Below are 22,408 nucleotides of genomic sequence, written 5' to 3'. Positions count from 1 at the left end.
GTTTAATTTAAATAGAAATATTATTTAAACTTGAGTATTATAAACTTCTTTTACCCTAGCGTAGTATATTCTTAAAAATTTATTTAATGCAGCAATTTTAGCAACTTTTTTAGATTTGCCTTCTGCTTCTTTTTTTAACATATATAAAAATATAGGATCATCCTTTGGTCTAGTACTTTTGATACATTTCATAATTTCATATCCAGTTTTTCGCAATAATGCAGAACCTCTTTTAGAAATACGACGTTTGTTTGCAACAAACTGTCCCGACTCAAAAGGAGGTGAATCAATACCCGTATAAGATATCAAAGCCTTTTTATTATAAAAGCGTCTTAAATCACCGATTTCAGCAATTAAGCGTGGAGCCAATGTATCTCCAACTCCAGGCATATTTCTAACAACATTGTATTCCTTTAAACTACTTGCTAATTCTTGCATTTGTGATAATATCATAGATAGAGTTCTATCTATTTCGCTAAGAACTCGAACAGCTTCTAATACTAACATTTTGGTTGATGGGGTACTAGAAGATAGTGTAGGGATGCCTTCTTGTGCTAAAGCATATATCTGTTTTGCTTTTGTTTCACTTTGATGGTATCCTTTATTTTTTGCCCATTTTAAATAACTATTTATAAATTGCTTTTCATTCTTCTGTGTAATATTATCGTAATGCCAGTATTCTTTAACAAAATCATTTAATTTATCTTTCTCTGGCTTATCGGATCTATCTTTTAATAGATTTTTAATTCCTGGCATTGTTCTATCTAATAGATTACTTAGTACAAGTTTGCTCTCTATTCTCATAGCTATATAATGAGAATATTGCCTACCTAATAATTTTAATTCAGAATACACCTCATCTGTTGCTTCATAGTCAGTTAATTTAAACCAATTATCAATTCCATAATTAGCTATTTTGATAGAATCTAATTTATCAGTTTTACCTTTCCTTAATCCTATAGCAGAATATTTTTTCATAATTAATGGATTTATTACGGCTACAAATATACCATGATTTTTAAGATAAGTAAGTAGTGGCAAATGGTATGCACCGGTCGCTTCCATAACAACTCTAGTTTCTTCATTTAATTCAGAAATAGATTCAACTAATGCTTTTAAATCAGTTTCAGTATGATTTATTTCATGTGGTTCACTAATAACTTCACCATATTCTTTTAATATACATACTGTACTTTTTTCTTTTGAAACATCAATTCCAACACTAATCATGTAAATCCTCCTAAGAAATTATTGTAATTTTAATCCACCTACACTTATTACAATTCATTTTGGTTAGTTACACGAAAGCCATACGGTTTCAACCTGCTTAATCGAATCTTTATAATAAGGGGCGGCTAACAGTTTAAACCACGGATGTTAAAATCCAATTCTTAGCTCGTTATACCAAATTACTCCCTTTATTATAAATTAAAATAAGTGCAGATGTTAAATCATATATTTATGATCTATATCTACACTTATAGAGTACCAAATTCTTAGTCTCATTTTTGTAGCAAGCGAGCCGAATCTGAGAGCTTTATTTAGGTTATTTAACTCTAAACTTTCTACATCCTATATTTATGTTATGATTTAATTATCCTTTTGTTTTAGTATAGCGTCAAGTTTCTTTATTAATATTTCCATCTCTTCATCTGTTCCAATTGTTATTCTTAAATAATTATTTATTCTTTCTTTATTAAAATATCTTACAAGTATACCATAATCTTTTAGTTCCTTATAAAGAAACTCACCTTTAGCTTCTTTATGCCTTGCAAAAATAAAATTAGCCTTAGAATCAAGTACTATAAATCCCATTTCTTCGAGTCTAGCTATTGCCTTTATTCTTGTATTAATTATTTTATTTCTAGTTATTTCAAAATATTCTTTATCGTCAATTGCTGCACTAGCTCCAGCTAAAGCAATTCTATCTATTGTATAAGAATTTATACTATTTTTTATTTTATTTAGCCCCTCAATAAGATCTTTATTACCTATTGCAAAGCCAACTCTAAGGCCTGCTAAAGAACGTGATTTTGAAAAAGTCTGAACTACTAAAAGATTATCATATTTTTTAGTATATTTAACCATGCTTTCCCCACCAAAATCAACATAAGCTTCATCTATTATTACAACATTTTCTGAATTTGCTTCTACAATATTTATAAGATTATTTGTATCTATAAATTTTGCTGTTGGTGCATTAGGATTAGGAATAACAATTCCACCATTTTGTGTTCTGAATTTTTCAAGAGGAATATTGAAATTATCATCAACTTTTACTAACTCATAATTTAAATCTAATAATTCAGCATAAACCTTGTAAAATGTATAACTTATATCAGGAAATAAAATCTTTTTATCTTTTGAGAAAAATGCCATGAATGAGAATGCTAAAATCTCATCTGATCCATTTCCAATAAAAACTTCATCTTCATCTGCATTATAAAATTCTGCAATCTTTTTTATAAGATCACTACATGTTGGATCTGGATATAACTTCAAATCACCATTTACTGCATTTCTCATTGCTTCCATTGTTTTTTCTGAAGGAGGGTACGGATTTTCATTTGTGTTAAGTTTTATGTATTTTTTATCCTTAGGTTGTTCCCCAGGAATATATGCTTCTATGTTTTTTACTTTTTCATTCCAAAATTTACTCATAATATAAGCCCCCATTGTATGTAATCTAATTAATGTATATTATACATTAATTCAAAAGCATATGATAGTTTCTATTTTCAATTTTTTATTTTTCTGTAACATTATCTCATATAATACATAATATATAGTATAAATGAACTTAGGAGGAATAAATGAATGTCAAATAATAGAAACGAAAGAAATAGATCTTTTAATTGTACTAGCTCTGATGAAACTCATAATCATGAATTCTTAACTAGCACAAATTATGATGAAAATGATGAGTGTGAAATTCACAATCATAGAGTTGCTGGAGTAACTGGCCCTGCTATTCCTTGCAGAGGATCACACGTTCATAAAGTAGAAGCATTTGTAGACACTTACGATGGTCATATCCATAAAATTTGTGATACAACTGGGCCTGCTCTAAGACTTCCTAACGGAAAACACATTCATATAGTTAAAGGTGAAACTACTAAAAATGATGAGAATAATCATGATCATGCTTACTACTTTGCAACATTAATCGATAATCCCTCAGATATTGATGAAGATAAATGTTCAAGATAGAATTTAAGCTATTAAAATAGTCTATATAGAAAACTCTATAAAATAATAAAATAGCTTCCTATGATAGATTTTAATATCATAGGAAACTATTTTATGTCAGTAAAAAATAAAATACGAGTTAATTCTGAAATTTTGAATATCTTTAATATTTACTATAATAATTATAATCTCAGTTCTGTTTTATATTAAAATCTTCTAATTTAGACCTTTCATATCCGAATTTTCTATTTATACATCACATATCCAATTATAATACTTTTATAATTTCAATATCAATATTTCTTATGGAATCTACAATAATATCCGCTTTAGATAAATCCTGATTGCCTGAATTTACATTTCTAAAACCGAAACATTTCATCCCTGCGTTTTTGGCAGCTAAAACTCCATTTCTAGAATCTTCAATTACAATGCATTCTTCTGGATTTACACCTATTCTTTTACTTACTTCTAAATAAATATCTGGCTTTGGTTTGCCCTCTTTTACTTCATCACCGCTTACAATACAATCAAAATATTTTCCTAACTGAAACTTTTCTATAACTGTAATTATTAATTCTTTTGGTGATGATGATCCTATTGCTGTCTTTATATTATTGTGTTTTAAACTTATTAACAATTCAGGTATTCCTGAAATTGCATTTATTTTAGTTTCTTTTATTCTCCTTATTGTTAATTCCATTTTGTATTCTAATATTTCCTTAATGGATTTTTGTATTTTATATTTATTTATAAGATCATTTAACATATATTCATTGGTAGTTCCAACATACTTATTTAATTCATCTTTTGAAATATTTACGCCAAACTCTCTCATTGTCTGCATATCAACTTCAAAATGTATTGGCTCACTATCAATAATTACCCCATCCATATCAAATATAACAGCTTTCATTTTTTTCACCTTTTAATTATATTTCAGTATAAAGTTTTCTAAATACTCTTATACCATCAACGAATCCCATTTTCTCATAAAATTTATAAGCATTTTTACGAAAATCTGAAGAAACTAAAATAGTATAAATATATTTTTAAATATCTATGAACTATAATCATTCCCTTTAATTACATTTTAAATTTCAAATAGCTTTTCTCCTAAAATCACAAAACTTTGTAGTAAAAGAAAGCACTTTATATCCATATTACTATTTTCAGAAATTATTTTTTTTGCTTCTTCTCTTGAAATAATCATTGGCTCAATGCACTCATCATCTTCTAATCCATCAGTGTTTATTTCACCTTCGCACTCGCAAAATACTAAACTAACACATTCATCTGTCATACCTGGAGATAAATATAGTCTACCTTTTCCATTTTCCATTATATTAGTAACAGTAAGACCTGTTTCTTCTTTTAATTCACGAACAACCGAATTCTTTGCTTCTTCTCCATCATCAATAAGACCTGCTGGAAGCTCATAAACATAATCATTAACTGGGATTCTGAATTGTCTTATAATTACAAGCTTATTTGATGGTTTATGAAGTGCTGCGATTACCACTGCATCATCTTTATCTTTTTTCCCATTAAAGAATTTTTCTTTTAAATCTTCATCCTTTTTTCGTGAAGCAATCATCCATGTTCTCTTATTACCTTTTTTATTTTCATATTCTGCTTCATAAAAACTTAAAAATCTAGTTTTGTTTAGTGTTTTAATATTAGTTACCTTATTTCTGTCCATTATGTATCCTCCCTATGTCATATTAACTTTATTATCAACTAATTTCTTAAAAATAATTATACCATTTTTATTTCTTTTACAAAATACACACTATTATCAATTCCAGAATAATTTAAATTATTAATAAAAAAATATCTAAGATAAAAATTAAATTTTCATCTTAGACAGCTCTTACTATTATTCTTAAAATTAAATAGTTCTATTAATTGTTACATTGTTTAATGCAAATATTTCATTATTTATTAAGTTGCGTAAATAATTTTATAAAAATAAAGATATAATAATTCTATTTAGCTTTTATCAGAATTATTATATCTCTACAAAATTATTTTTATTAGTATTGGCTTACAACTAATAAATTTTTATATTTACTTTGAATCATTTTAACTACTGGAACACCTACTATTGTTACGACAACAAATTCTCCAATTGCAACTTCACCCATTGAAAGTACAATAGGAAGTTGATAAAGGTAATTAAGCATCCATCCTATTATTAATCCATTAAAAATAGTAGGCCAAAGTGATGCAATAACAAGTGACTTTGTATTATTTTTAATATACTTTCCTGTAAGTGATATTGCATAAACACTTATGAATGTCGCAATAGTACCAAAAATAATATCAGCTATTCCATTAGGACCTAATATGTTTGCAATCAGACATCCAAGAGTAAGTCCACCAATATAAAACGGATCAAAAAAAGCTAAAAGTACCATTATTTCTGAAACTCTGAATTGTACTGCTCCATAACTTATAGGTGCTAATGCTAATGTTATAACAGCATAAAGTGCTGCAATTATTGCTGTCCTTGCTAATCTTTGTACTGTCTTTTTTTTATTATCCATAAAATAATACCTCCATAAATTAAAATAAGTGTAATTTAATAAATGGATTCCTCCTAAATTCTACTGTCAATTCTTAAGCAGTCATAAGGTTATTTATTCTTATATAGATAATAACTTTATAAAAATTGCATGTACTTAATATTTGGTGTTTAAATTCTAAGTATTAATAAAAATTTTTTAAAAAATAGTATGATTATTTTTAGATATCTGCTCTTCACACATATACAAAAAAGTAATATGCTGATAATTTTTATTTTTTATTATTCATACATTCCTTTTCTTATTTTTATAAAATTAATACATACATTATTCCATAAAAAATATATTAAGTGTAGATTTTACAATAATATAGTGTAATAAAAAATAAAAAAATCGTAGGTTAATATTACCTACGACAAATAAACACACAAAAATTAAGAATTTTAAAAAATATAAAATTCTTTTATTATTTGACCGTAGTTTTATTTAAAGTCAGGAGGCTTTCGAACTGACATTTATTAAATTTTCTTTTATGATTATATCAGATATATATGATAATTACAATATAAGTATTTCAACTTATATTATAATTATCATCTTTAGTAGCTTATTTTATTAACTAGTATCATTAACCACTTTTTAAAAATACATAAATTAAATATTAATTTCTTTTTACAAGAGCATAATACTTTCCAAATCTTCTTATCTTTTTTATAATTTCAAATCCCTCTTTGGATTCTCCTAAAATTTCATCTTTTGCTACTTCTAATAACATTGTTGGCTTTTTTTCTTTTCTACTTCTTGAAATAACTACTTTTTTCCCTTTATTATTTCTGTTTGGCATATTATTCTTATCCTTATTTAAGTACTACAGTTAGTATATTAAATAATTAAAAAATATGTTCTCAGATATTGTTTCAGTATCTAATCTTCTATAAATTTATTCATAATTTCCTCAACAATATAAATAAATTATCTTAACTTTATAATTTAAGTCTTTTCGATTATAAGATTAACATACTTGATGCTTCTATATTTAAATTCCACATTTTTTATAGTTTTATATTTAATAAAAATACTACCTCCTGAATTTGAATGTTCAGGAGTTTATATAATCTAAACATTACTTTATTAAACATTATTTTAATTGCATCAAAACACCTAAATAGACATTTAATTGATTATAAAGTCTATTTATCAAATAAAACTGTTTTTACCATAGCAAATCCTTCTCTTACATAACTAATAGGTATAAGATACCACTTAGTAGCACTAGAATAATTATCTACATTAGAATATCCATGTCTTTTAGCAATAATTCTGCTTCTTAGTGCATGAAAATCTGTCGTAACTATTTTTACTTTAACTTTATCAATTTTTTTATTACTATGCTCTTCTATTTTTTCTTTAGAATATTGAAAATTTTCATTTGTATTTCTAGATTTATCTTCGAATATTATCTTTTCTTTTGATATTCCATGTTCTATTAAATATTTCTCCATAGCTTCTGCTTCAGATACTTTCTCATCAGCACCTTGTCCTCCAGAAACAATTATATATGCATCTTTATTATTTTCATTTACACATTTTATTGCAGGATCTAGTCTCCCTTGGAGTATTATACTGGGTGTCTTACCCTTAGAAAGTGCACCACCAAGGACGATAATATATTCTGAGCTTTCAGTTGAATGCTTAGGATAAGCAATTATACTACATTCAATAAAAGCATAAATTATACACCCAACAGCTACAAGCTTAATTAATACTTTTTTAACGTTTCCATAATATGCAAACTGGCGTAATTTGTTTTTTATAAAATGATATATTATAAGCATTATTCCTAAAATAACTATTGGCAAAGTAAATGCTACCTTTGAAGTGCTTATTAAGTTTATTAGTAATATATAAATAAGAAGTAAAATTCCTAAAATTATGTCTATGTAATATTTCACCGCTATTCCCCATTCTTCAATAATTTATATCCTAATATATTTTACCATAATATCCATAACTGCAAATCTATATATTTTTATTATAGTATTCAATCTAAAACTTAAAACTGGGAATATAAATTATTTATTAATAATCTTATTTGTCTAAACATAAAAAATAATTCTTATAAAACTCAATACATTATTATATTTTTAATACTTTATATCTTAATACAGTACTTAATTTTTCCTTATCCACTTTACGGGCATCAGAAATGTATATTTCTCTATGTCTTAAATCTGAAATTTTTAAATTGTTATATTTTATAAATTCTTTCATTTCATTAAAGCTTTGTGGTTCATCATCATATGACCCTATATGCATAATTTGAACAGCTAAGCCATCTTCCATAATTTCAAATCTTACTTCATCAAATAATCTATTATCTTTTTTATTTTTTACATTCTCTAGAGCTAAATTAAATATTTCTTCTGTAATAAAATCTGGTTGTCTTATCATTATTGTATAAATCAATTCTTTTTTGATTAATTTATTACTTTCTTTACCTTTATCGCTTAAATTCCATACTCCTTCTAAAGGATAAACTGTATAATCAAAATACCCATTTGGAATGTGATTAGTCTTATGAAAATTCTTTATTGCATAGGCTATAGGATACAATGCACCAACCTTTTCTGCAAAGCTATTGCTATTAGGATCGCCTTTTCCATCTATCATTATAAATTTCTGTTTAGGCACAGTAATTAACTCTGGCTTAGTTTTAGGTAGATATAACCCTTTTTCATGTTTTCTATATTCATGTTTCATAAACTTACCTCTCAATATTTCCATTTAAATAATCCTGTTTTTAATATGTATTACCAAAAAATCATTAATTTAGATTTAAAATCCTTACCAACCTTTCTTTAAAATATTTTTCTATAATAAAAATGTAATATTATCATAATGTCGATAAGGATTTAAAATTTATCCGTACATTTAATTATTTCTTCTTAATAGGAAAATAAATTTCTGTTATTATTTCTTCCCCGTCCATAGGTCCCTTAATATATTTTTCATAAGGATGTCCCCATATTTCATATTCACTGTTTTCAATATATTCAACCATTTTTCCATAACCTTCTGGAAGCTTTTCTGAGTATGGTCCTTTTACTACGGTCATTGCATATATCCCTCCTTTAAGAACCTTTGTAAACTCATTTGATTCTTTAACTGGAAGTGCTACTTCTGTATCATTTTCTTCCGGATTAAATTCACCATCATAATATATAGACATTGGTGCTCCAGCTACAGTTAATTTATTTTTTGCTACTATCTCAAATAACTTTCCAATATATTTTCCATACTCATCTACTTTCATAATTTGCCTGCTGCTTAAAATGTTCATATCCTCTGCATTAATAATTTTAACTTCTATATTTTCAATAAATGACATAATATCATATCCCTTCTCTAAATTTAATAAATCTACTTTTATTGATTTTTCAATATTTTTATATTTATTAAGTATTTCTTTTATTTCTTCTCTTTTTTCTTTAATTTTATTTTTTGTATATTCTAAATCATTTCTTACAAGTATTTCTTTTATTTCATCAAGTGAAAAGTTATAATTTTTTAATCTGTTTATTAAAAGCATTATTCTTACCTGGCTTACTTCATAAAACCTATAATTATTTTCTCCATTTATTTTCACTGGTTTTATTAAATCAATATCATCATAATGTCTTAAAGTCCTTGTTGTCACATGACATATTTTTGAGAATTCCCCTATAGATAACATTTAAATACTCCTTTCAATTTATATCTATCCGCTAGCTTGATTAAAGTATACTGTTTGACGTTACGTTAAAGTCAACTATATTTTAATTTTCTTATGATTAAATTATCACATATAATAGGATGATTTTATATTAATAAATATATTTAATAAATTTTAATATTAGTTTAATTATAACAATATGCTTAATTTATATGTTGTAAGAAGTGAATTTGGAAATAATAAAAAATTATAAAAAACGAGAAATTACTTAAATTTCATAATTTCTCGTTTTTTAGTATTTATTTAAATTTAAAAATTTATTAAACTTTTCTTAGTTTATATAAATTTCTGCATTTTTAGGAATTTGTATAACTTCTAAATATTTCTAAACAAAACAATAAAAGTGAAAGATTATCATAAATTTTCTATAATTTTAGAATTAATTATTTTCTTGGCTTTCTCATATTTATTAATTCTATAAATCTTTTTTGGCTTGGCAGATCTGAATTCTTTTCTTTTTTAGGAAAACCTTTTTCAAATTCATCTGCTTTTTCTCTGTCAACTTCAAAAATTCCATCCTCAAAGAATCTCCCCTTGCAGTTTTTTAAAGCTCCATTGTAAAGTTCAAAAGCCTGTAATGGTGCAGAATACATATCATCTGGAGTTCCTATTTCATAATTTTCAGCTGGAACAAAACCATATCTCTTATAATAGTCTGGATCACCATAAATTAATATTCCACGATATCCAAGCTTTCTTGCAACTTCCTTACTATGTTCAATGAGCCTTCCTCCAACCCCTCTATTTTGAAATTCTGGCAAAACAGAAATTGGTCCAAAACAAATAACGTCATTATATGAAGTCTTATCATCACATAATATTTTTACCTTACTGTAAACAATATTACCTACAATTTTATCTCCAAGCTCTGCTACTATATCTAACTCTTTTATAAAAGCATCTGACTTTCTCATAATATGAATTATATAATGTTCATCACATCCTGGGATATAAACATTCCAAAAAGCTTCTCTTGTTAAATTTTCAACTTCTTTATAATCTTTTGGCTCTTCTAAACGTAAATTTATATTTTCTATATCTACCATAAATCTCCTCCACTCTTGCTAACATACAATAACTAAGAGAATTTTTATATTTATTTACTTCATCTAGTATCTTAAACAAACTTCATATACCTAAAAATAATTATATCATAATTAAAATTCACATATTAAAAATATTTTTAGATTATTTAATATAATATATTTTTCTTATTTTTATTAAAATATAAAAAAATGAGAAATTATGAATTTTTATAATAATCTCTCATGAATATATAGAAATATAATTCTTATTAAATTTTACTATAACCTATATTTTAACATTGATAACTCTTTAATCCATGTGAGCTCCCTATAATAATTATAATTTTATAGTATCGTATTAATCTCAATAATATTCTGTTGTAAATACAATGTTGCTATTTTAATACGTTAATACTAATAATTAAAAACTTATTTGTAATCCATTAAAACATAATATTATTTTAATGAAATATAAATATGAATTTCAGCATTATCAATATCTGTATTTATGTATTCCTCAAAATCACATGTATAAGCTCTTTCCAAATTCATCTGCCAAAGTTTTTGCCAAAATTCATATACTGCCTTTTGCATTTGTCCTTTTACAACAAACTTAGCATAATTTCCAGCAGGTATTATTTTTAATATTGTACCAGTCGGAATCTTTTCGTCATTACTTATTTCACAGCCTACACTCATATCATAATCTCCATTATAATCACTTTCATAATCAGAATACAATCCTATAGTTTTGTCATTAATTTTATTTTCAATTGCTGTAAAGATTCCTTCTTTAAAAAATTTATTCCAAAGTTCTCCAATACTCTTGTTCATATTAGGATCATTATTATTAGTCCTAATATTTAATCCTGCTACTTTCTTTTCTTTTAAATTTACAATTTCATAATTCATAACTTATCCCTCTTTTCATGATTGATAAGTTAAATATATCATTTATAAACTGACAGCATTATGTCATATTTATTATAAAATTCGCTTAAAATGATATTAAATCAGCTGTAATAATATATACTTTTCTAATTCATATTTTCTAACAACATTTATTTAATACATATACTATAATTAAATACATTGCTCTATTTTACTTTCATTATTTGTTTTATGAATTTCCTATAAAACCATTAGTTCTATTTGTACTTATAAAATCTACACCATAATTTATTAATGTACTTATCATTTCAGATTCATCAACTGTCCATACATTCACTAAAACTCCTTTATCATGTGCATATACAATACATTCCTTTGTTACAGTTCCTTTATCAGAATCTATATTCATGTGATTTTCAGAGCAAAAATCAATATTCTCTTTATTTAAATCAGCAAGCCATTGAATATTTATATTAGAATTTTTATGCCTTATATTTTCTAATATTTGTTTATTAAAACTTATTATTATTACATTCTCTTCGGCATTAAATTCATTAATAATATTTAAAAACTTTTTTATGTTTCTTTTTGATAAGCTTTTTATTTCTATTACTGATTTTATTTGTTCCTTATTGCATACATATAAATATTCTTGTAAAGTTGGAATTTTAATTTTTTTATATTTTTCAACATTATTTCCCGCATCTATGTTGAACTTTCTCAATTCTTTTAATGTAAAATCACTTACTCTACCACTTCCATCTGTCATTCTGTCTATAGTATCGTCATGCATAATAATAAATTCGTTATCCTTTGTTTCCTGAATATCACATTCACATGCATAAAAATTATGTTTACCTGCTAGAACATATGCTGGTAGAGTATTTTCCGGTGCACATGAACTTAAGCCTCTGTGTGCTATAAATTTAACTCTACATTCTTCATTCTTTATAGTTGCTTCACTTGTCAATATATTAAAATTCATAAATGCTAGCGCTATAGTAATTGTAATTATTGTTAATCTATAAAATAATTTGTTCATTAGGCTTCTCCTAATTTTCTTCTCTTATTTTCATATTATAAATAATATTATTTACATAATTATATTTTTTATAGATTAATTTTCATACTATTTAAAATATAAGAAGATAATTATATGTCCACCAAGCCAAGCTGTAATTAATAGATTATATTTATAAAATTATGATTAAATATATAATTTAGTTGTCTTAAAAATAATAACTTTTTAATAGTTTATATATTTTATAAATATATAAATATATTAATTTACTTTTTCACCTATTTTATTAAGCAATTCTAAATTTCACATAACATAATAAGAAGCTGGTAAAAAATAAATATCATCCATTTTTTGCCAACTTCTATAGTTTATTTTAAAATAGTATTTATATAATTTAATTTTGTTCTACAACACAATAAACTCATTACACTATTGCTGAAGCACTACCAGTTTCTTTTTCACCTTTTCCAAAAAGTTTCTTGAAACATGAAACTGCAACCATAAATCCAAGACAAATTAATAATATTGCAAATATTAATTGTAATCCATCAGTAAGGAATACAAATTCTCCAGCCCCTATTTTTTTTGCAATACCAAGAATAGATTGTACTAATGCTGTAAAAGTAACTGCAAGCATTATTCCCATTGGTGCCCAGAGCATAAATCCTTTTCTTTTTGTTGTTTTTAAAAATACTGCAAGTGAAATTAAAACTAATGCTGATAATAATTGGTTTGCTGCTCCAAATAGAGGCCAAACATTATTATAGCCACCAAGTGAAAGTATAAGACCAAGTGCTAATGTAAGTATTGTTGCAAAGTACTTATTAGTCATTAATTTTGCAATTCCACTTACTTCTTTACTATCATCACTAAATAACTCTTGAAGCGACATACGTCCAATACGTGCAACTGAGTCAAGTGATGTAAGTGCTAATGCTGATACGCACATTGTCATGATACAAGACGCTACATGTTCAGGAATTCCGAGAAGACCCAAAAACCCCGCTACATTTCCAGCAAATATTGAAAATGGTGTTCCTTCTGGCATTTGTCCACCTTTTGCTGCATATCCAACAACAACAAGTGCAACAACACCAAGTAATGATTCAATAAGCATAGCTCCATATCCTATGAAAAGCATGTCCTTTTCATTCTTAACTTGTTTTGATGAAGTTTCTGATGACACTAAACTATGAAAACCTGAAACAGCACCACATGCTATTGTTACAAATAATGTTGGAAATAAATACTTACCATTAACCTCAAAACCAGTAAATGCAGGTAAATTCATAGCTGGATTTGCAACAACAACTCCAAGTACTGCACCAACTATCATTCCAATAAGTAAAAATGTACTTAAATAATCTCTAGGCTGCATTAAAAGCCACATTGGTGTTATTGATGCCAAAAAAAGATATATAAAAGTTACAACAAGCCAAGTTGACTTTCCAAAGTATAATGGAAATTTAATTCCCACAAATAACATTCCTACAAAAAGAATAATTCCTATAATAAACTGAAGTATCTGGCTTGGTTTTTTATATTTTATAAATAATCCAAATATCATAGCTACAACAATATATAACATTGATATAGATGCTGCTGCTGCATTAGGTGTGACTAATGAACCATCCTTTGCAAATCCATTAAAAGTATTAGCAACTATGTCTGAAAAAGCTGCAATAACTAATAATGTAAATATCCAAGCAAATAAGAAAAAGAACTTTCTTCCTGTTTTTCCTATATACTGCTCTATAAGTCCACCGATAGACTTACCTTCATTTTTAACTGATGCATACAATGATCCGAAATCATGTACTGCACCAAAAAATACACCGCCAATAAGTACCCATAGTAATACTGGTACCCATCCAAACATTGCTGCAATAATTGGTCCTGTTACAGGGCCTGCTCCTGCAATTGATGAAAATTGGTGTGAGAAAACAACTGCTTTTGGTGTTGGAATATAATCTTCCCCATCTTCCTTAGTATATGCAGGTGTTTTAGCATTTGGATCGATTCCCCAAGTTTTAGCAAGGTATCTTCCATAAGTAACATAAGCAATTACTAATACTACTATAGATATACCTACTATAGACAATCCATTCATTTTTAACATCTCCCTTAAATTAATAAATAAAAGAATAATTTCTCTTTTTTAAAATCATTAATAATATTATTACTTTTTTGATAGTTTGTCAAATTATTAATTAATTGCATATCTATTTAACACTATATTGCTATTTTTTTATAGGCTTATATAAAATACAACAATATTTAAGACTAAAGTAAGCATTATAAATTTCTATCTATAAGTATATAAATTTGCATAAAAAACTGACATATGTAAAATAATATGCTTCCTTTATGACAGCTGATTTTATCTATCTACCATAATAGGAACATATCATTATACACATGCCAGCAATATTTTAATAAATATAATCCAACACAACATAAGTTTACTCAATAATTTAATTATTACATTACTCCATATGCCATAATAATTAAGTCATCTTCCTTTATTGCATGTAATTTAATTAAATTATTATTTTGTATATATAAAACAGCATCATTAAATTCTTGTTTTGTGATTTCAAAATCCTTAAACCCAATTGGACCTTTACAAACTATGCCTCTCAAATCTCTTAGGGGCATCTCTTCAACTCTCTCTAATATTCTGATACAATTTTCATTCATAAAAAAACACTTCCCTTCTTTTATATTATTATACACCCTTTCTGAAAACCTTTCCATAGTTTTTTGAAATTTATTTTCAATTTTTTGTTTTAAAATACATATTTTTTAATTTTTTTCTTTTAGTTTGCACTACTTTTTGTTAATATTTAACTAAGAAAGGAGGATGTGTGTTTTGAAAATTGAAAAGAAATTCATTATATTAACAATTATTTTTTCATTAATTTTGATCATGTCTCAATATCAATATACATATGCTAAAGACTTAAATGATCTTCTAATAATATCAGATACAAATATAACAGCTAATGATGCGGAAAAATGGGCTAAATCTAAAGGCGCAACAGAAACATTTATAGATTTGGCTGATCTATACTTTGAGTATTCTGAAGATTGCGGTAATGTTAATCCTGCAATTGCTTATGTACAAGCCGCTAAAGAAACAGGATTTGGTAACTTCGGTGGGATTTTAGATGAAAGTTATCATAATCCTTGTGGACTTAAAATTTCTTCAGGTGGAGGTAATAACTCCGCATCATCTCATCAGGTATTTGAAAATTGGGATGAAGGTGTACAAGCGCATTTAGATCATTTAGCACTATATGCTGGTGCAGATGGTTATCCAAAAAGGGATACTTATGATCCAAGACATTTCATTACACTAAAAGGAAAAGCAAAAACTGTAAATGACTTGACTGGTAACTGGGCTACAAGTAATATTTATGGTGAGGAAATAAATAAACTATATAGGGATTTACTTAAATATTCTGATGCTTCTATAAATGATGAAGAAATTGAGAATAATAATGATAATAAGTACTCTGTTCCTTATCCTGCTGAGCCAGAAAGTATACCTGAAGGATTAGACGCATCATCTGTTATACCATTAACAATAACAGATGATAAAGAAGACACTACTCCTAATGAAGATTCAAATATTGGATTTAAAACAGAAAATGATTCACTTGTTTATTATAGATCTGATTATACCAAAGTTATAGGCTGGCTTAAAACAGACGATAAATGGTATTTTATGAAAGATGATGGTACTGCTTTAACTGGATGGTTAAATGATTATGGAAGATGGTATTATTTCAGTGAATCTCATGAAATGATTAAAGGTTGGGAAAAAATCAATGATAAATGGTATTATTTCAAGACTTCTGGTGAAATGACTACTGGTCCATTATATGATGGCACTAATCTCTATTACTTTGATAGTTCTGGAACTATGGTCACTGGAACTGGATGGAAAGACTTCAATGGAAACTTTTATCACATTTCATCAAATGGAGTATTAAAAACAGGATGGATTAAAGATAATAATATATGGTACTATCTCCAGGGTGATGGAACTATGGTAACTAGATACAAAGTAATAAATTCCAAAATATATGGATTTGATAAAAGCGGTAAAATGATTACAGGATGGATTAAAGATAACAATAACTGGTATTTCTTTAATTCTGATGGAAGTATTGCAACCGGCTGGTTAAAGGATTCTAATAGTAAGCGGTACTATTTATATAATACAGGTGCCATGGCGAAAGGATGGATTAACTTAAATGATTCGTGGTATTACTTAAATAATAGTGGTGATATGCAAACAGGATGGCTTAACTTTAACGAAGATTCTTATTATTTAGATCCTTCAACTGGAAAACTTTTAACAGATACAGTTATAGATAATATTCAAATATTCTCAGATGGTACAACAAAAAATTCTGATGATAAAAGTAACATATCAAGCTATTCTAAAAAAAATAATGATGAAGTAATAATAGTGATTGATGCTGGACATTATAATAACGGTGACAAAGGCAGTGAAAGAACTTTTAATGGAATTACATATTCAGAAACTGATCTTAATTTAGAGCTTGCTAAAAAACTCAAAGATAATTTAGAAGAAAAAGGATATACTACAATCATGACAAGAGAAGATGGTGATGATAGTAGTGTTAGTGTTACTTCTAGTTTAGCAAATAGGGTTAACATTGCTAACAATGCTGGCGCTGATTTATTTATAAGTATACATCATAATACTACAGCTGATTATGAATCTGACATAAAAGGTGTTGAAGTATATTATAGTTCTACGCGTCAAGATGATGAATTTGGAGGAAACTATAATTATGATAGAGTATTAAACAGCAAGAATTTAGCTACTTCTGTGTCAAAAAACATTGCTAGCTCAGTATCTACTAATAATAGAGGTGCAAAAGATAACAATTTATTCGTATGCAGAAATACTAATATGCCCGCAATATTAATTGAAACAGGATTTATTTCAAATATTGAAGAAGCTAAAAGATGTGCTGATAAAGATGAACAAGAAAATGTAGCTGAAGCTATTGCAGATGCAGTTTCTGAATTATATTAAAAAACAAATGGGTAGAGGATACATTTACACAAATATCCTCTACCCTAGTTATTTTTTAAATTCCATCTAAAGATATTATACTTACTATATTGTACTACTATATAAATATATCCTATTCAATTATTTTATATAATTTTCTTTACTTGTATACGCTACTATATAAATTCAATTATACCTTCATCAAGTCTAGCTATTCTAGCAAGGGAATATACATCGTATCCTTTATCTTCTAATAACTTTCTTCCAGGCTGAAATGATTTTTCTATAACAATACCTATACCAGAAACTTTTGCACCTGCTTCTTCAATTAATCTTGCTGCTCCAAGTGCAGCTTCTCCATTTGCTAAAAAATCATCAATAATTAATATATTATCATCTTCATTTATGTATTTTTTTGATAATGTTAACTCATAATCACTATTTTTAGTAAATGAATGAACAGTCGTTTGATATACTTCTCCATTTAGTATTTTAGAAGTTTGTTTTTTTAAAGTTACCATAGGCAAATTCATTTGCATAGCTGTCATAACTGATGGTGCTATACCAGAACTTTCTATTGTAAAAACTTTTGTTATATTATGTTCTTTAAAATATTCCTTAAAATATGTACCCATTTCATACATAAGTTTTGGATCTACTGCATGATTTAAAAATGAATCTACTTTTAATACACTTTTTGAAAGAGCTCTTCCTTCTTCTAGTATTCTTTTACGTAAGCTTTCCATAAAACTTTCCTCCAAACATTTTAATTCAAATTATTTTTCCTTTAAAACTAAGTTTAAAACAAGTGCTGTTATTGTTCCAGTAGAAATACCTGATGAGAATATCATACTTATTCCTACTGGTAAACTTGATAAAATTTCTGGTCTAAATGTAACTCCAAGTCCAAGGCCGATTGAAGTGGCAATTATAAGTAAATTACGATTTGTAATTTTTACTTTGCTTAATGTCTGAATTCCAGCTGCTGCAACTGTTCCAAACATAACAATTCCAACCCCGCCAAGTACCGGCTGTGGCATTATATTTATAAGAGCTGCAAATTTAGGTAAAAAGCCCAAAATAACTAATATTATACCTGCCATAATTGCAACATATCTGCTTGCAACCTTTGTAAGTGGAATTATACCGATATTTTGGCTAAATGATGTATTTGGGAATGTACCAACTGCACCTGCAATCATACTCCCTATTCCATCTGATAGTACTCCACGACCAATAATTTCATCATTATCTTTAATACCAGAAACTTGGCATATAGCCTTAAGACATCCTACTGTTTCAATAGTTGTAACAAGATATGCTGGTATAAAAGGTATTAAATATTTTAAATTAAAATCTATACCATACTCAAATATTTTAGGAATCGAAACCCAATTTGCTTCTTTTACTACTGAAAAATCAACCATTCCAATTGGGATGCAAATAATATATCCAAACACCATACCGATAAGTATTGAAGCTGTACTTGTTAGTCCTTTTGCATAATGATTAAGTAATAATGTAAATATCATTACAAATAAAGCAATTGAAATATTAAGCATGCTTCCATAGTCTGCTGCACCATTTCCACCAGCAGCCCAGTCAATTGATACTGGAATAAGTGTTAAACCTATTAAGCATACTACTGTTCCTGTTACAAGAGGTGGAAACAACTTCATCAATGGCTTTATAAAAAAACTTAAAATAATTTCTATAAATGCACCAAGTATTGTTGCACCAAGTATTCCTGGAAGTCCAGCTATTGAACCTACTGATATTGCAGGTGATACGAATGTGAAATCTGTTCCCATTATACAAGCAACTCTTGATCCTACTGGTCCAATTCCTTTAGCTTGTATGAATGTTGCAATCCCAGCTGCAAGTATTGTTGCACTCATAAGCGCTGTTGATGTTTTTGCATCAAATCCCAATGAACTGCTTATTACAAGCGGTACAACTATTATTCCTCCAAATGCAGCAAATATATGCTGAAGTCCAAGTAAAATCTGTAGTGATAATTTCGGCTTGTCCGAAATACCATAAATAAGTCCTATTCCCCCATTATCAATATCACTTTTTTCTTGTATTTTTTGTTCCATTTTGTCTTCTCCCCCATGCATAATCTAATTTTTAGTCGATCATACGTGAACTTGGATTTTAATATTATGAACAAAAAACACCCTAAGATTATCTTAAGGTGTTTAAAATATGATAAATTCCTACTTTATCATAGAATAATACCTCATAGTCTGCTATTTTGGCTAGCAGGTAGAAACTTTTCAAGCCATAAATCGAAAATATACGAGTTCTGTATGATTGCGTAGAAATTATATCACGAATTAATAAATATGTAAAAGTTTTTTCTTATAAATTTACGCTTTTTGATATTGACAAGTAATGTAATACTTTTTAATTGATAAATTAATAAAATTTATACAAAGATATTATTAATTTTTACTACTAATATTCTAGTATTATTTACTTTTTATGCTTAGAAGTTTTCTTCTACTTTATTTAACCCATTGAATAGTCGTTTAGCAAAAACTATAAAGCATATAACTGTTGCTATTGTTGCAATTACATCAGCAAAAGGTTCTGCAAGAAGTACTGCTCTAAATTTATCATCCATTATCATAGGTAAAATGAATATTAAAGGTACTAGAAGTACAACTTTTCTAAGAAGCGCTAATAATAATGAAATTTTTGCTTTGCCTAAAGCTAAAAATGTTTGTTGACATGCTATTTGTGCTCCAAATATAAATATTCCTGCAAAAAATATTCTCATGCAATAAGAAGTTGTTTCTACAAGCTCCGGCTTATTATTAAACATATTAACAAATATTTGTGGCCATACCATTACAAGTGTACACATAATAAATGTATATGTTAAACATGATATTAATAATAATTTAAATGTCTTTTTTACCCTTTTAATATTATTTGCTCCATAGTTAAAGCTTAAAATCGGTTGTGCACCTTGGCTTATTCCCATTAAAGGTAATAGTATAATCTGCATTACACTGCTCATTATTGCCATTGAACTTACTGCAATATCACCACCATACTTTGATAATTGATTATTTTGAGATATCAATACTAAACTTTCTGTCGCCTGCATTATAAATGGTGATACACCAAGTGCGACAATTGAACTAACAACTTTAATATCTGGCAATAAATATTCTTTTCTTATTTTTAATATGCTCTTCTTTCCAAATAAGAATTGTAGTGCCCATATTGCTGACGCTAGTTGCCCTATAACTGACGCTAAAGCCGCTCCTTTAACACCAAGATCTAAGACAAAAATAAATATAGGATCTAAAATAATATTTATAACTGCACCTATCATAACAGTAAACATGCCTATTTTAGCAAACCCTTGAGTGTTTATAAAAGGATTCATTCCAATTGCTATTTGAACACAAATTGTTCCAAGAACATAAATCTTTAAATAATCAATGGCATAATTTATAGTAGCTTCGCTAGCACCAAAAGCCCAAAGCATTTGCTCTTTAAATACAGTAAATACTATTGTTAATATTACTGATATAATGATTATTGAAGAAAAACTGTTGCTAAGTATTTTTTCAGCTCCGTCCTTGTCCTGTTTTCCCATTTTTATCGCTGCAATAGGTGCACCACCCATACCAATAAGAGCACTAAAAGCAGAAATTAATGTAATTATAGGAAAGGCGACTCCAACACCAGCCATAGCCATATCACCATTTTCAAGCCTTCCGATAAAGACTCTATCTATTATATTGTATAGTACATTTACAAGCTGTGCTATTATTGCTGGAAGTGCCAGTTTAAATAAAAGTTTACCAATAGATCCACTTCCTAAATCATTTCTGTCACTTGAATTATTTTCTGTCATTTGTTTCTCCTCCATAATATAATTATAATTGCAATTATAATTATATTATATAACTTGTTAACCATATATTAAAATTCTATTAACTTTTATCATTGTTAATTGTATTCATACTTTCAATACATTAATTGCTAATTAAACATTATATATTTACATAATTAAAATAATTGTTATCAGCTATTATATCTATATATACTTTAAATAAATTCTATTTTGTTATTACTTTTATGTGCTTAGAACTCTAAAAACATATCATACCAAATAACATTTCCATGAACAGACTCTGAAATTCCCATATTATTAAATCCAAACTTTTCATAATAATGTATAAGTTTATCTTTACAAGTAAGAACAACTCCTTCTCTATTATATTTCTTAGCTGAATTTATCATATGATTCATAAGACTTTCTGCAATGCCTCGATTTCTAAACTCAGGAATAACATCTAATCCAAAAACACTTTGATACTTTCCATTTTGATTATGACGATTTATATTTTCATAAAGTTCATCAAAAATTGTCTTAGAATCAATTACAGCTCCATTTATAAATCCAATGACTTCACCATTTATTTCACCCACAAAAAAACTTTCTTTAAATGCTTTAATTCTTTCTTCAAGAGACCTTTTAGTTGCCGCTTCAGCATTTGGAAAACATATTTTTTCTATTTGGCTTATTCTTTCTAAGTCATTTATAGATGCTTGTCTTATAACTAAATTCATTCATTTTTCCCCCATTCTTTTAATTGCTCACATTTTTTATTATTTTGTTTTTCATACTTATATTAATATATTTTCACTTCATAAATATCAAGGAAATAAAGTCAAAAACTTATTATTTTTATATTTATGTTTTTACAATATATAGATATTTTTGTATAAAGATTAAAATCACTCAAGAATTATATCTCAAGTGATCTTAACCATTTTATAAACCTATTGAAATTATATATAACTATTAACTTTTAATCAATAATCATCATCTAAATATTTTTTATAATAAGAATTTTTGATAAATAATCTTAATATATCTAATTGATTATTTAGATTATG

General features: G+C 26.9%; 20 protein-coding genes and 1 riboswitch. Of the genes, 2 read left to right on the top strand and 18 right to left on the bottom strand.

The window, feature by feature from the left end; genetic code table 11:
* Positions 1–24: 24 nt before the first annotated feature.
* Together BN2920_RS11395 and hisC are read right to left on the bottom strand one after the other, a co-directional pair.
* Positions 25–1,230, bottom strand: a complete 1,206-nt coding sequence (locus BN2920_RS11395; protein ID WP_058295128.1) for an IS110 family RNA-guided transposase — start codon at positions 1,228–1,230, stop codon at positions 25–27.
* Between the two features lie 360 nt (positions 1,231–1,590).
* Complete coding sequence (hisC, locus tag BN2920_RS11390; RefSeq protein WP_058295127.1) at positions 1,591–2,661, bottom strand: histidinol-phosphate transaminase; 1,071 nt, start codon at positions 2,659–2,661, stop codon at positions 1,591–1,593.
* Between the two features lie 156 nt (positions 2,662–2,817).
* Between hisC and BN2920_RS11385 the strand changes: the two genes are divergently transcribed.
* Positions 2,818–3,210 carry a YmaF family protein gene (locus tag BN2920_RS11385; protein WP_058295126.1) on the top strand — a complete coding sequence of 131 codons (393 nt, stop codon included), beginning with the start codon at positions 2,818–2,820 and terminating at the stop codon, positions 3,208–3,210.
* Positions 3,211–3,457: 247 nt separating this feature from the next.
* Here the strand turns inward: BN2920_RS11385 and BN2920_RS11380 are convergent, their stop codons facing one another.
* The 12 genes from BN2920_RS11380 to BN2920_RS11325 all read right to left on the bottom strand — a co-directional run bounded on the left by BN2920_RS11380 (position 3,458) and on the right by BN2920_RS11325 (position 15,126).
* A complete protein-coding gene (locus BN2920_RS11380; protein WP_058295125.1) occupies positions 3,458–4,105 on the bottom strand; it encodes an HAD family hydrolase in 648 nt (215 codons plus the stop codon).
* Positions 4,106–4,282: 177 nt separating this feature from the next.
* Positions 4,283–4,891, bottom strand: a complete 609-nt coding sequence (locus BN2920_RS11375; RefSeq protein ID WP_058295124.1) for an NUDIX hydrolase — start codon at positions 4,889–4,891, stop codon at positions 4,283–4,285.
* A 334-nt stretch (positions 4,892–5,225) separates the two neighbouring features.
* Positions 5,226–5,738, bottom strand: coding sequence for a QueT transporter family protein (locus tag BN2920_RS11370; protein ID WP_058295123.1), 513 nt, complete (start codon positions 5,736–5,738; stop codon positions 5,226–5,228).
* 640 nt (positions 5,739–6,378) lie between these two features.
* The gene (locus BN2920_RS11365) at positions 6,379–6,561 is read right to left on the bottom strand and encodes a hypothetical protein (protein WP_058295122.1); all 183 of its coding nucleotides are present in this window, start codon (positions 6,559–6,561) and stop codon (positions 6,379–6,381) included.
* 346 nt (positions 6,562–6,907) lie between these two features.
* The gene (locus BN2920_RS11360) at positions 6,908–7,669 is read right to left on the bottom strand and encodes a YdcF family protein (RefSeq protein ID WP_058295121.1); all 762 of its coding nucleotides are present in this window, start codon (positions 7,667–7,669) and stop codon (positions 6,908–6,910) included.
* A 184-nt stretch (positions 7,670–7,853) separates the two neighbouring features.
* Complete coding sequence (locus BN2920_RS11355) at positions 7,854–8,477, bottom strand: GyrI-like domain-containing protein (RefSeq protein ID WP_058295120.1); 624 nt, start codon at positions 8,475–8,477, stop codon at positions 7,854–7,856.
* Positions 8,478–8,652: 175 nt separating this feature from the next.
* A complete protein-coding gene (locus tag BN2920_RS11350) occupies positions 8,653–9,450 on the bottom strand; it encodes a MerR family transcriptional regulator (RefSeq protein WP_058295119.1) in 798 nt (265 codons plus the stop codon).
* A 422-nt stretch (positions 9,451–9,872) separates the two neighbouring features.
* On the bottom strand, positions 9,873–10,535 hold the full coding sequence (locus BN2920_RS11345; RefSeq protein WP_058295118.1) for a GNAT family N-acetyltransferase: 663 nt from the start codon (positions 10,533–10,535) through the stop codon (positions 9,873–9,875).
* A gap of 435 nt (positions 10,536–10,970) precedes the next feature.
* A complete protein-coding gene (locus BN2920_RS11340) occupies positions 10,971–11,426 on the bottom strand; it encodes a GyrI-like domain-containing protein (RefSeq protein WP_058295117.1) in 456 nt (151 codons plus the stop codon).
* 208 nt (positions 11,427–11,634) lie between these two features.
* Entirely contained in the window at positions 11,635–12,447 is an 813-nt protein-coding gene (locus BN2920_RS11335; RefSeq protein WP_058295116.1) for a glycerophosphodiester phosphodiesterase, read from the bottom strand.
* Positions 12,448–12,850: 403 nt separating this feature from the next.
* Positions 12,851–14,536, bottom strand: coding sequence for a carbon starvation CstA family protein (locus BN2920_RS11330; RefSeq protein ID WP_058295115.1), 1,686 nt, complete (start codon positions 14,534–14,536; stop codon positions 12,851–12,853).
* A 371-nt stretch (positions 14,537–14,907) separates the two neighbouring features.
* On the bottom strand, positions 14,908–15,126 hold the full coding sequence (locus BN2920_RS11325; protein ID WP_058295114.1) for a hypothetical protein: 219 nt from the start codon (positions 15,124–15,126) through the stop codon (positions 14,908–14,910).
* 172 nt (positions 15,127–15,298) lie between these two features.
* On the opposite strand from BN2920_RS11325, the gene BN2920_RS22390 reads away from it, so the two are divergent.
* Positions 15,299–17,503, top strand: coding sequence for an N-acetylmuramoyl-L-alanine amidase (locus BN2920_RS22390; RefSeq protein ID WP_058295113.1), 2,205 nt, complete (start codon positions 15,299–15,301; stop codon positions 17,501–17,503).
* Positions 17,504–17,658: 155 nt separating this feature from the next.
* On the opposite strand, the gene BN2920_RS11315 is transcribed toward BN2920_RS22390, so the two are convergent.
* From BN2920_RS11315 to BN2920_RS11300, 4 genes are all read right to left on the bottom strand, one after another.
* The gene (locus BN2920_RS11315) at positions 17,659–18,228 is read right to left on the bottom strand and encodes a xanthine phosphoribosyltransferase (protein WP_058295112.1); all 570 of its coding nucleotides are present in this window, start codon (positions 18,226–18,228) and stop codon (positions 17,659–17,661) included.
* A gap of 30 nt (positions 18,229–18,258) precedes the next feature.
* Complete coding sequence (locus tag BN2920_RS11310) at positions 18,259–19,581, bottom strand: uracil-xanthine permease family protein (protein ID WP_097919292.1); 1,323 nt, start codon at positions 19,579–19,581, stop codon at positions 18,259–18,261.
* A 126-nt stretch (positions 19,582–19,707) separates the two neighbouring features.
* Positions 19,708–19,807: riboswitch (purine riboswitch) on the bottom strand.
* A 166-nt stretch (positions 19,808–19,973) separates the two neighbouring features.
* Positions 19,974–21,359 (bottom strand): MATE family efflux transporter, encoded by a 1,386-nt coding sequence (locus tag BN2920_RS11305; protein ID WP_058295110.1) that lies wholly within the window; start codon positions 21,357–21,359, stop codon positions 19,974–19,976.
* A 230-nt stretch (positions 21,360–21,589) separates the two neighbouring features.
* On the bottom strand, positions 21,590–22,078 hold the full coding sequence (locus BN2920_RS11300; RefSeq protein ID WP_058295109.1) for a GNAT family N-acetyltransferase: 489 nt from the start codon (positions 22,076–22,078) through the stop codon (positions 21,590–21,592).
* Between the last annotated feature and the right edge of the window lie 330 nt (positions 22,079–22,408).

The organism is Clostridium neonatale (assembly GCF_001458595.1).
Taxonomy (GTDB): domain Bacteria; phylum Bacillota; class Clostridia; order Clostridiales; family Clostridiaceae; genus Clostridium; species Clostridium neonatale.
Note: the sequence above shows the minus strand (reverse complement) of the source record. Positions and strands in the feature narration are given on the sequence as shown.

What these genes read in the sequence shown, in the direction of transcription:
- BN2920_RS11385 (WP_058295126.1), top strand. Translation starts at nt 2,818, where the DNA reads ATGTCAAATAATAGAAACGAAAGAAATAGATCTTTTAATTGTACTAGC.
- BN2920_RS11350 (WP_058295119.1), bottom strand. Translation starts at nt 9,450, where the DNA reads ATGTTATCTATAGGGGAATTCTCAAAAATATGTCATGTGACAACAAGG.
- BN2920_RS11365 (WP_058295122.1), bottom strand. Translation starts at nt 6,561, where the DNA reads ATGCCAAACAGAAATAATAAAGGGAAAAAAGTAGTTATTTCAAGAAGT.
- BN2920_RS11380 (WP_058295125.1), bottom strand. Translation starts at nt 4,105, where the DNA reads ATGAAAGCTGTTATATTTGATATGGATGGGGTAATTATTGATAGTGAG.
- BN2920_RS11340 (WP_058295117.1), bottom strand. Translation starts at nt 11,426, where the DNA reads ATGAATTATGAAATTGTAAATTTAAAAGAAAAGAAAGTAGCAGGATTA.
- BN2920_RS11395 (WP_058295128.1), bottom strand. Translation starts at nt 1,230, where the DNA reads ATGATTAGTGTTGGAATTGATGTTTCAAAAGAAAAAAGTACAGTATGT.
- BN2920_RS11375 (WP_058295124.1), bottom strand. Translation starts at nt 4,891, where the DNA reads ATGGACAGAAATAAGGTAACTAATATTAAAACACTAAACAAAACTAGA.
- BN2920_RS11330 (WP_058295115.1), bottom strand. Translation starts at nt 14,536, where the DNA reads ATGAATGGATTGTCTATAGTAGGTATATCTATAGTAGTATTAGTAATT.
- BN2920_RS11335 (WP_058295116.1), bottom strand. Translation starts at nt 12,447, where the DNA reads ATGAACAAATTATTTTATAGATTAACAATAATTACAATTACTATAGCG.
- BN2920_RS11300 (WP_058295109.1), bottom strand. Translation starts at nt 22,078, where the DNA reads ATGAATTTAGTTATAAGACAAGCATCTATAAATGACTTAGAAAGAATA.
- hisC (WP_058295127.1), bottom strand. Translation starts at nt 2,661, where the DNA reads ATGAGTAAATTTTGGAATGAAAAAGTAAAAAACATAGAAGCATATATT.
- BN2920_RS11315 (WP_058295112.1), bottom strand. Translation starts at nt 18,228, where the DNA reads ATGGAAAGCTTACGTAAAAGAATACTAGAAGAAGGAAGAGCTCTTTCA.
- BN2920_RS11370 (WP_058295123.1), bottom strand. Translation starts at nt 5,738, where the DNA reads ATGGATAATAAAAAAAAGACAGTACAAAGATTAGCAAGGACAGCAATA.
- BN2920_RS11305 (WP_058295110.1), bottom strand. Translation starts at nt 21,359, where the DNA reads ATGACAGAAAATAATTCAAGTGACAGAAATGATTTAGGAAGTGGATCT.
- BN2920_RS11325 (WP_058295114.1), bottom strand. Translation starts at nt 15,126, where the DNA reads ATGAATGAAAATTGTATCAGAATATTAGAGAGAGTTGAAGAGATGCCC.
- BN2920_RS11345 (WP_058295118.1), bottom strand. Translation starts at nt 10,535, where the DNA reads ATGGTAGATATAGAAAATATAAATTTACGTTTAGAAGAGCCAAAAGAT.
- BN2920_RS11310 (WP_097919292.1), bottom strand. Translation starts at nt 19,581, where the DNA reads ATGGAACAAAAAATACAAGAAAAAAGTGATATTGATAATGGGGGAATA.
- BN2920_RS11355 (WP_058295120.1), bottom strand. Translation starts at nt 8,477, where the DNA reads ATGAAACATGAATATAGAAAACATGAAAAAGGGTTATATCTACCTAAA.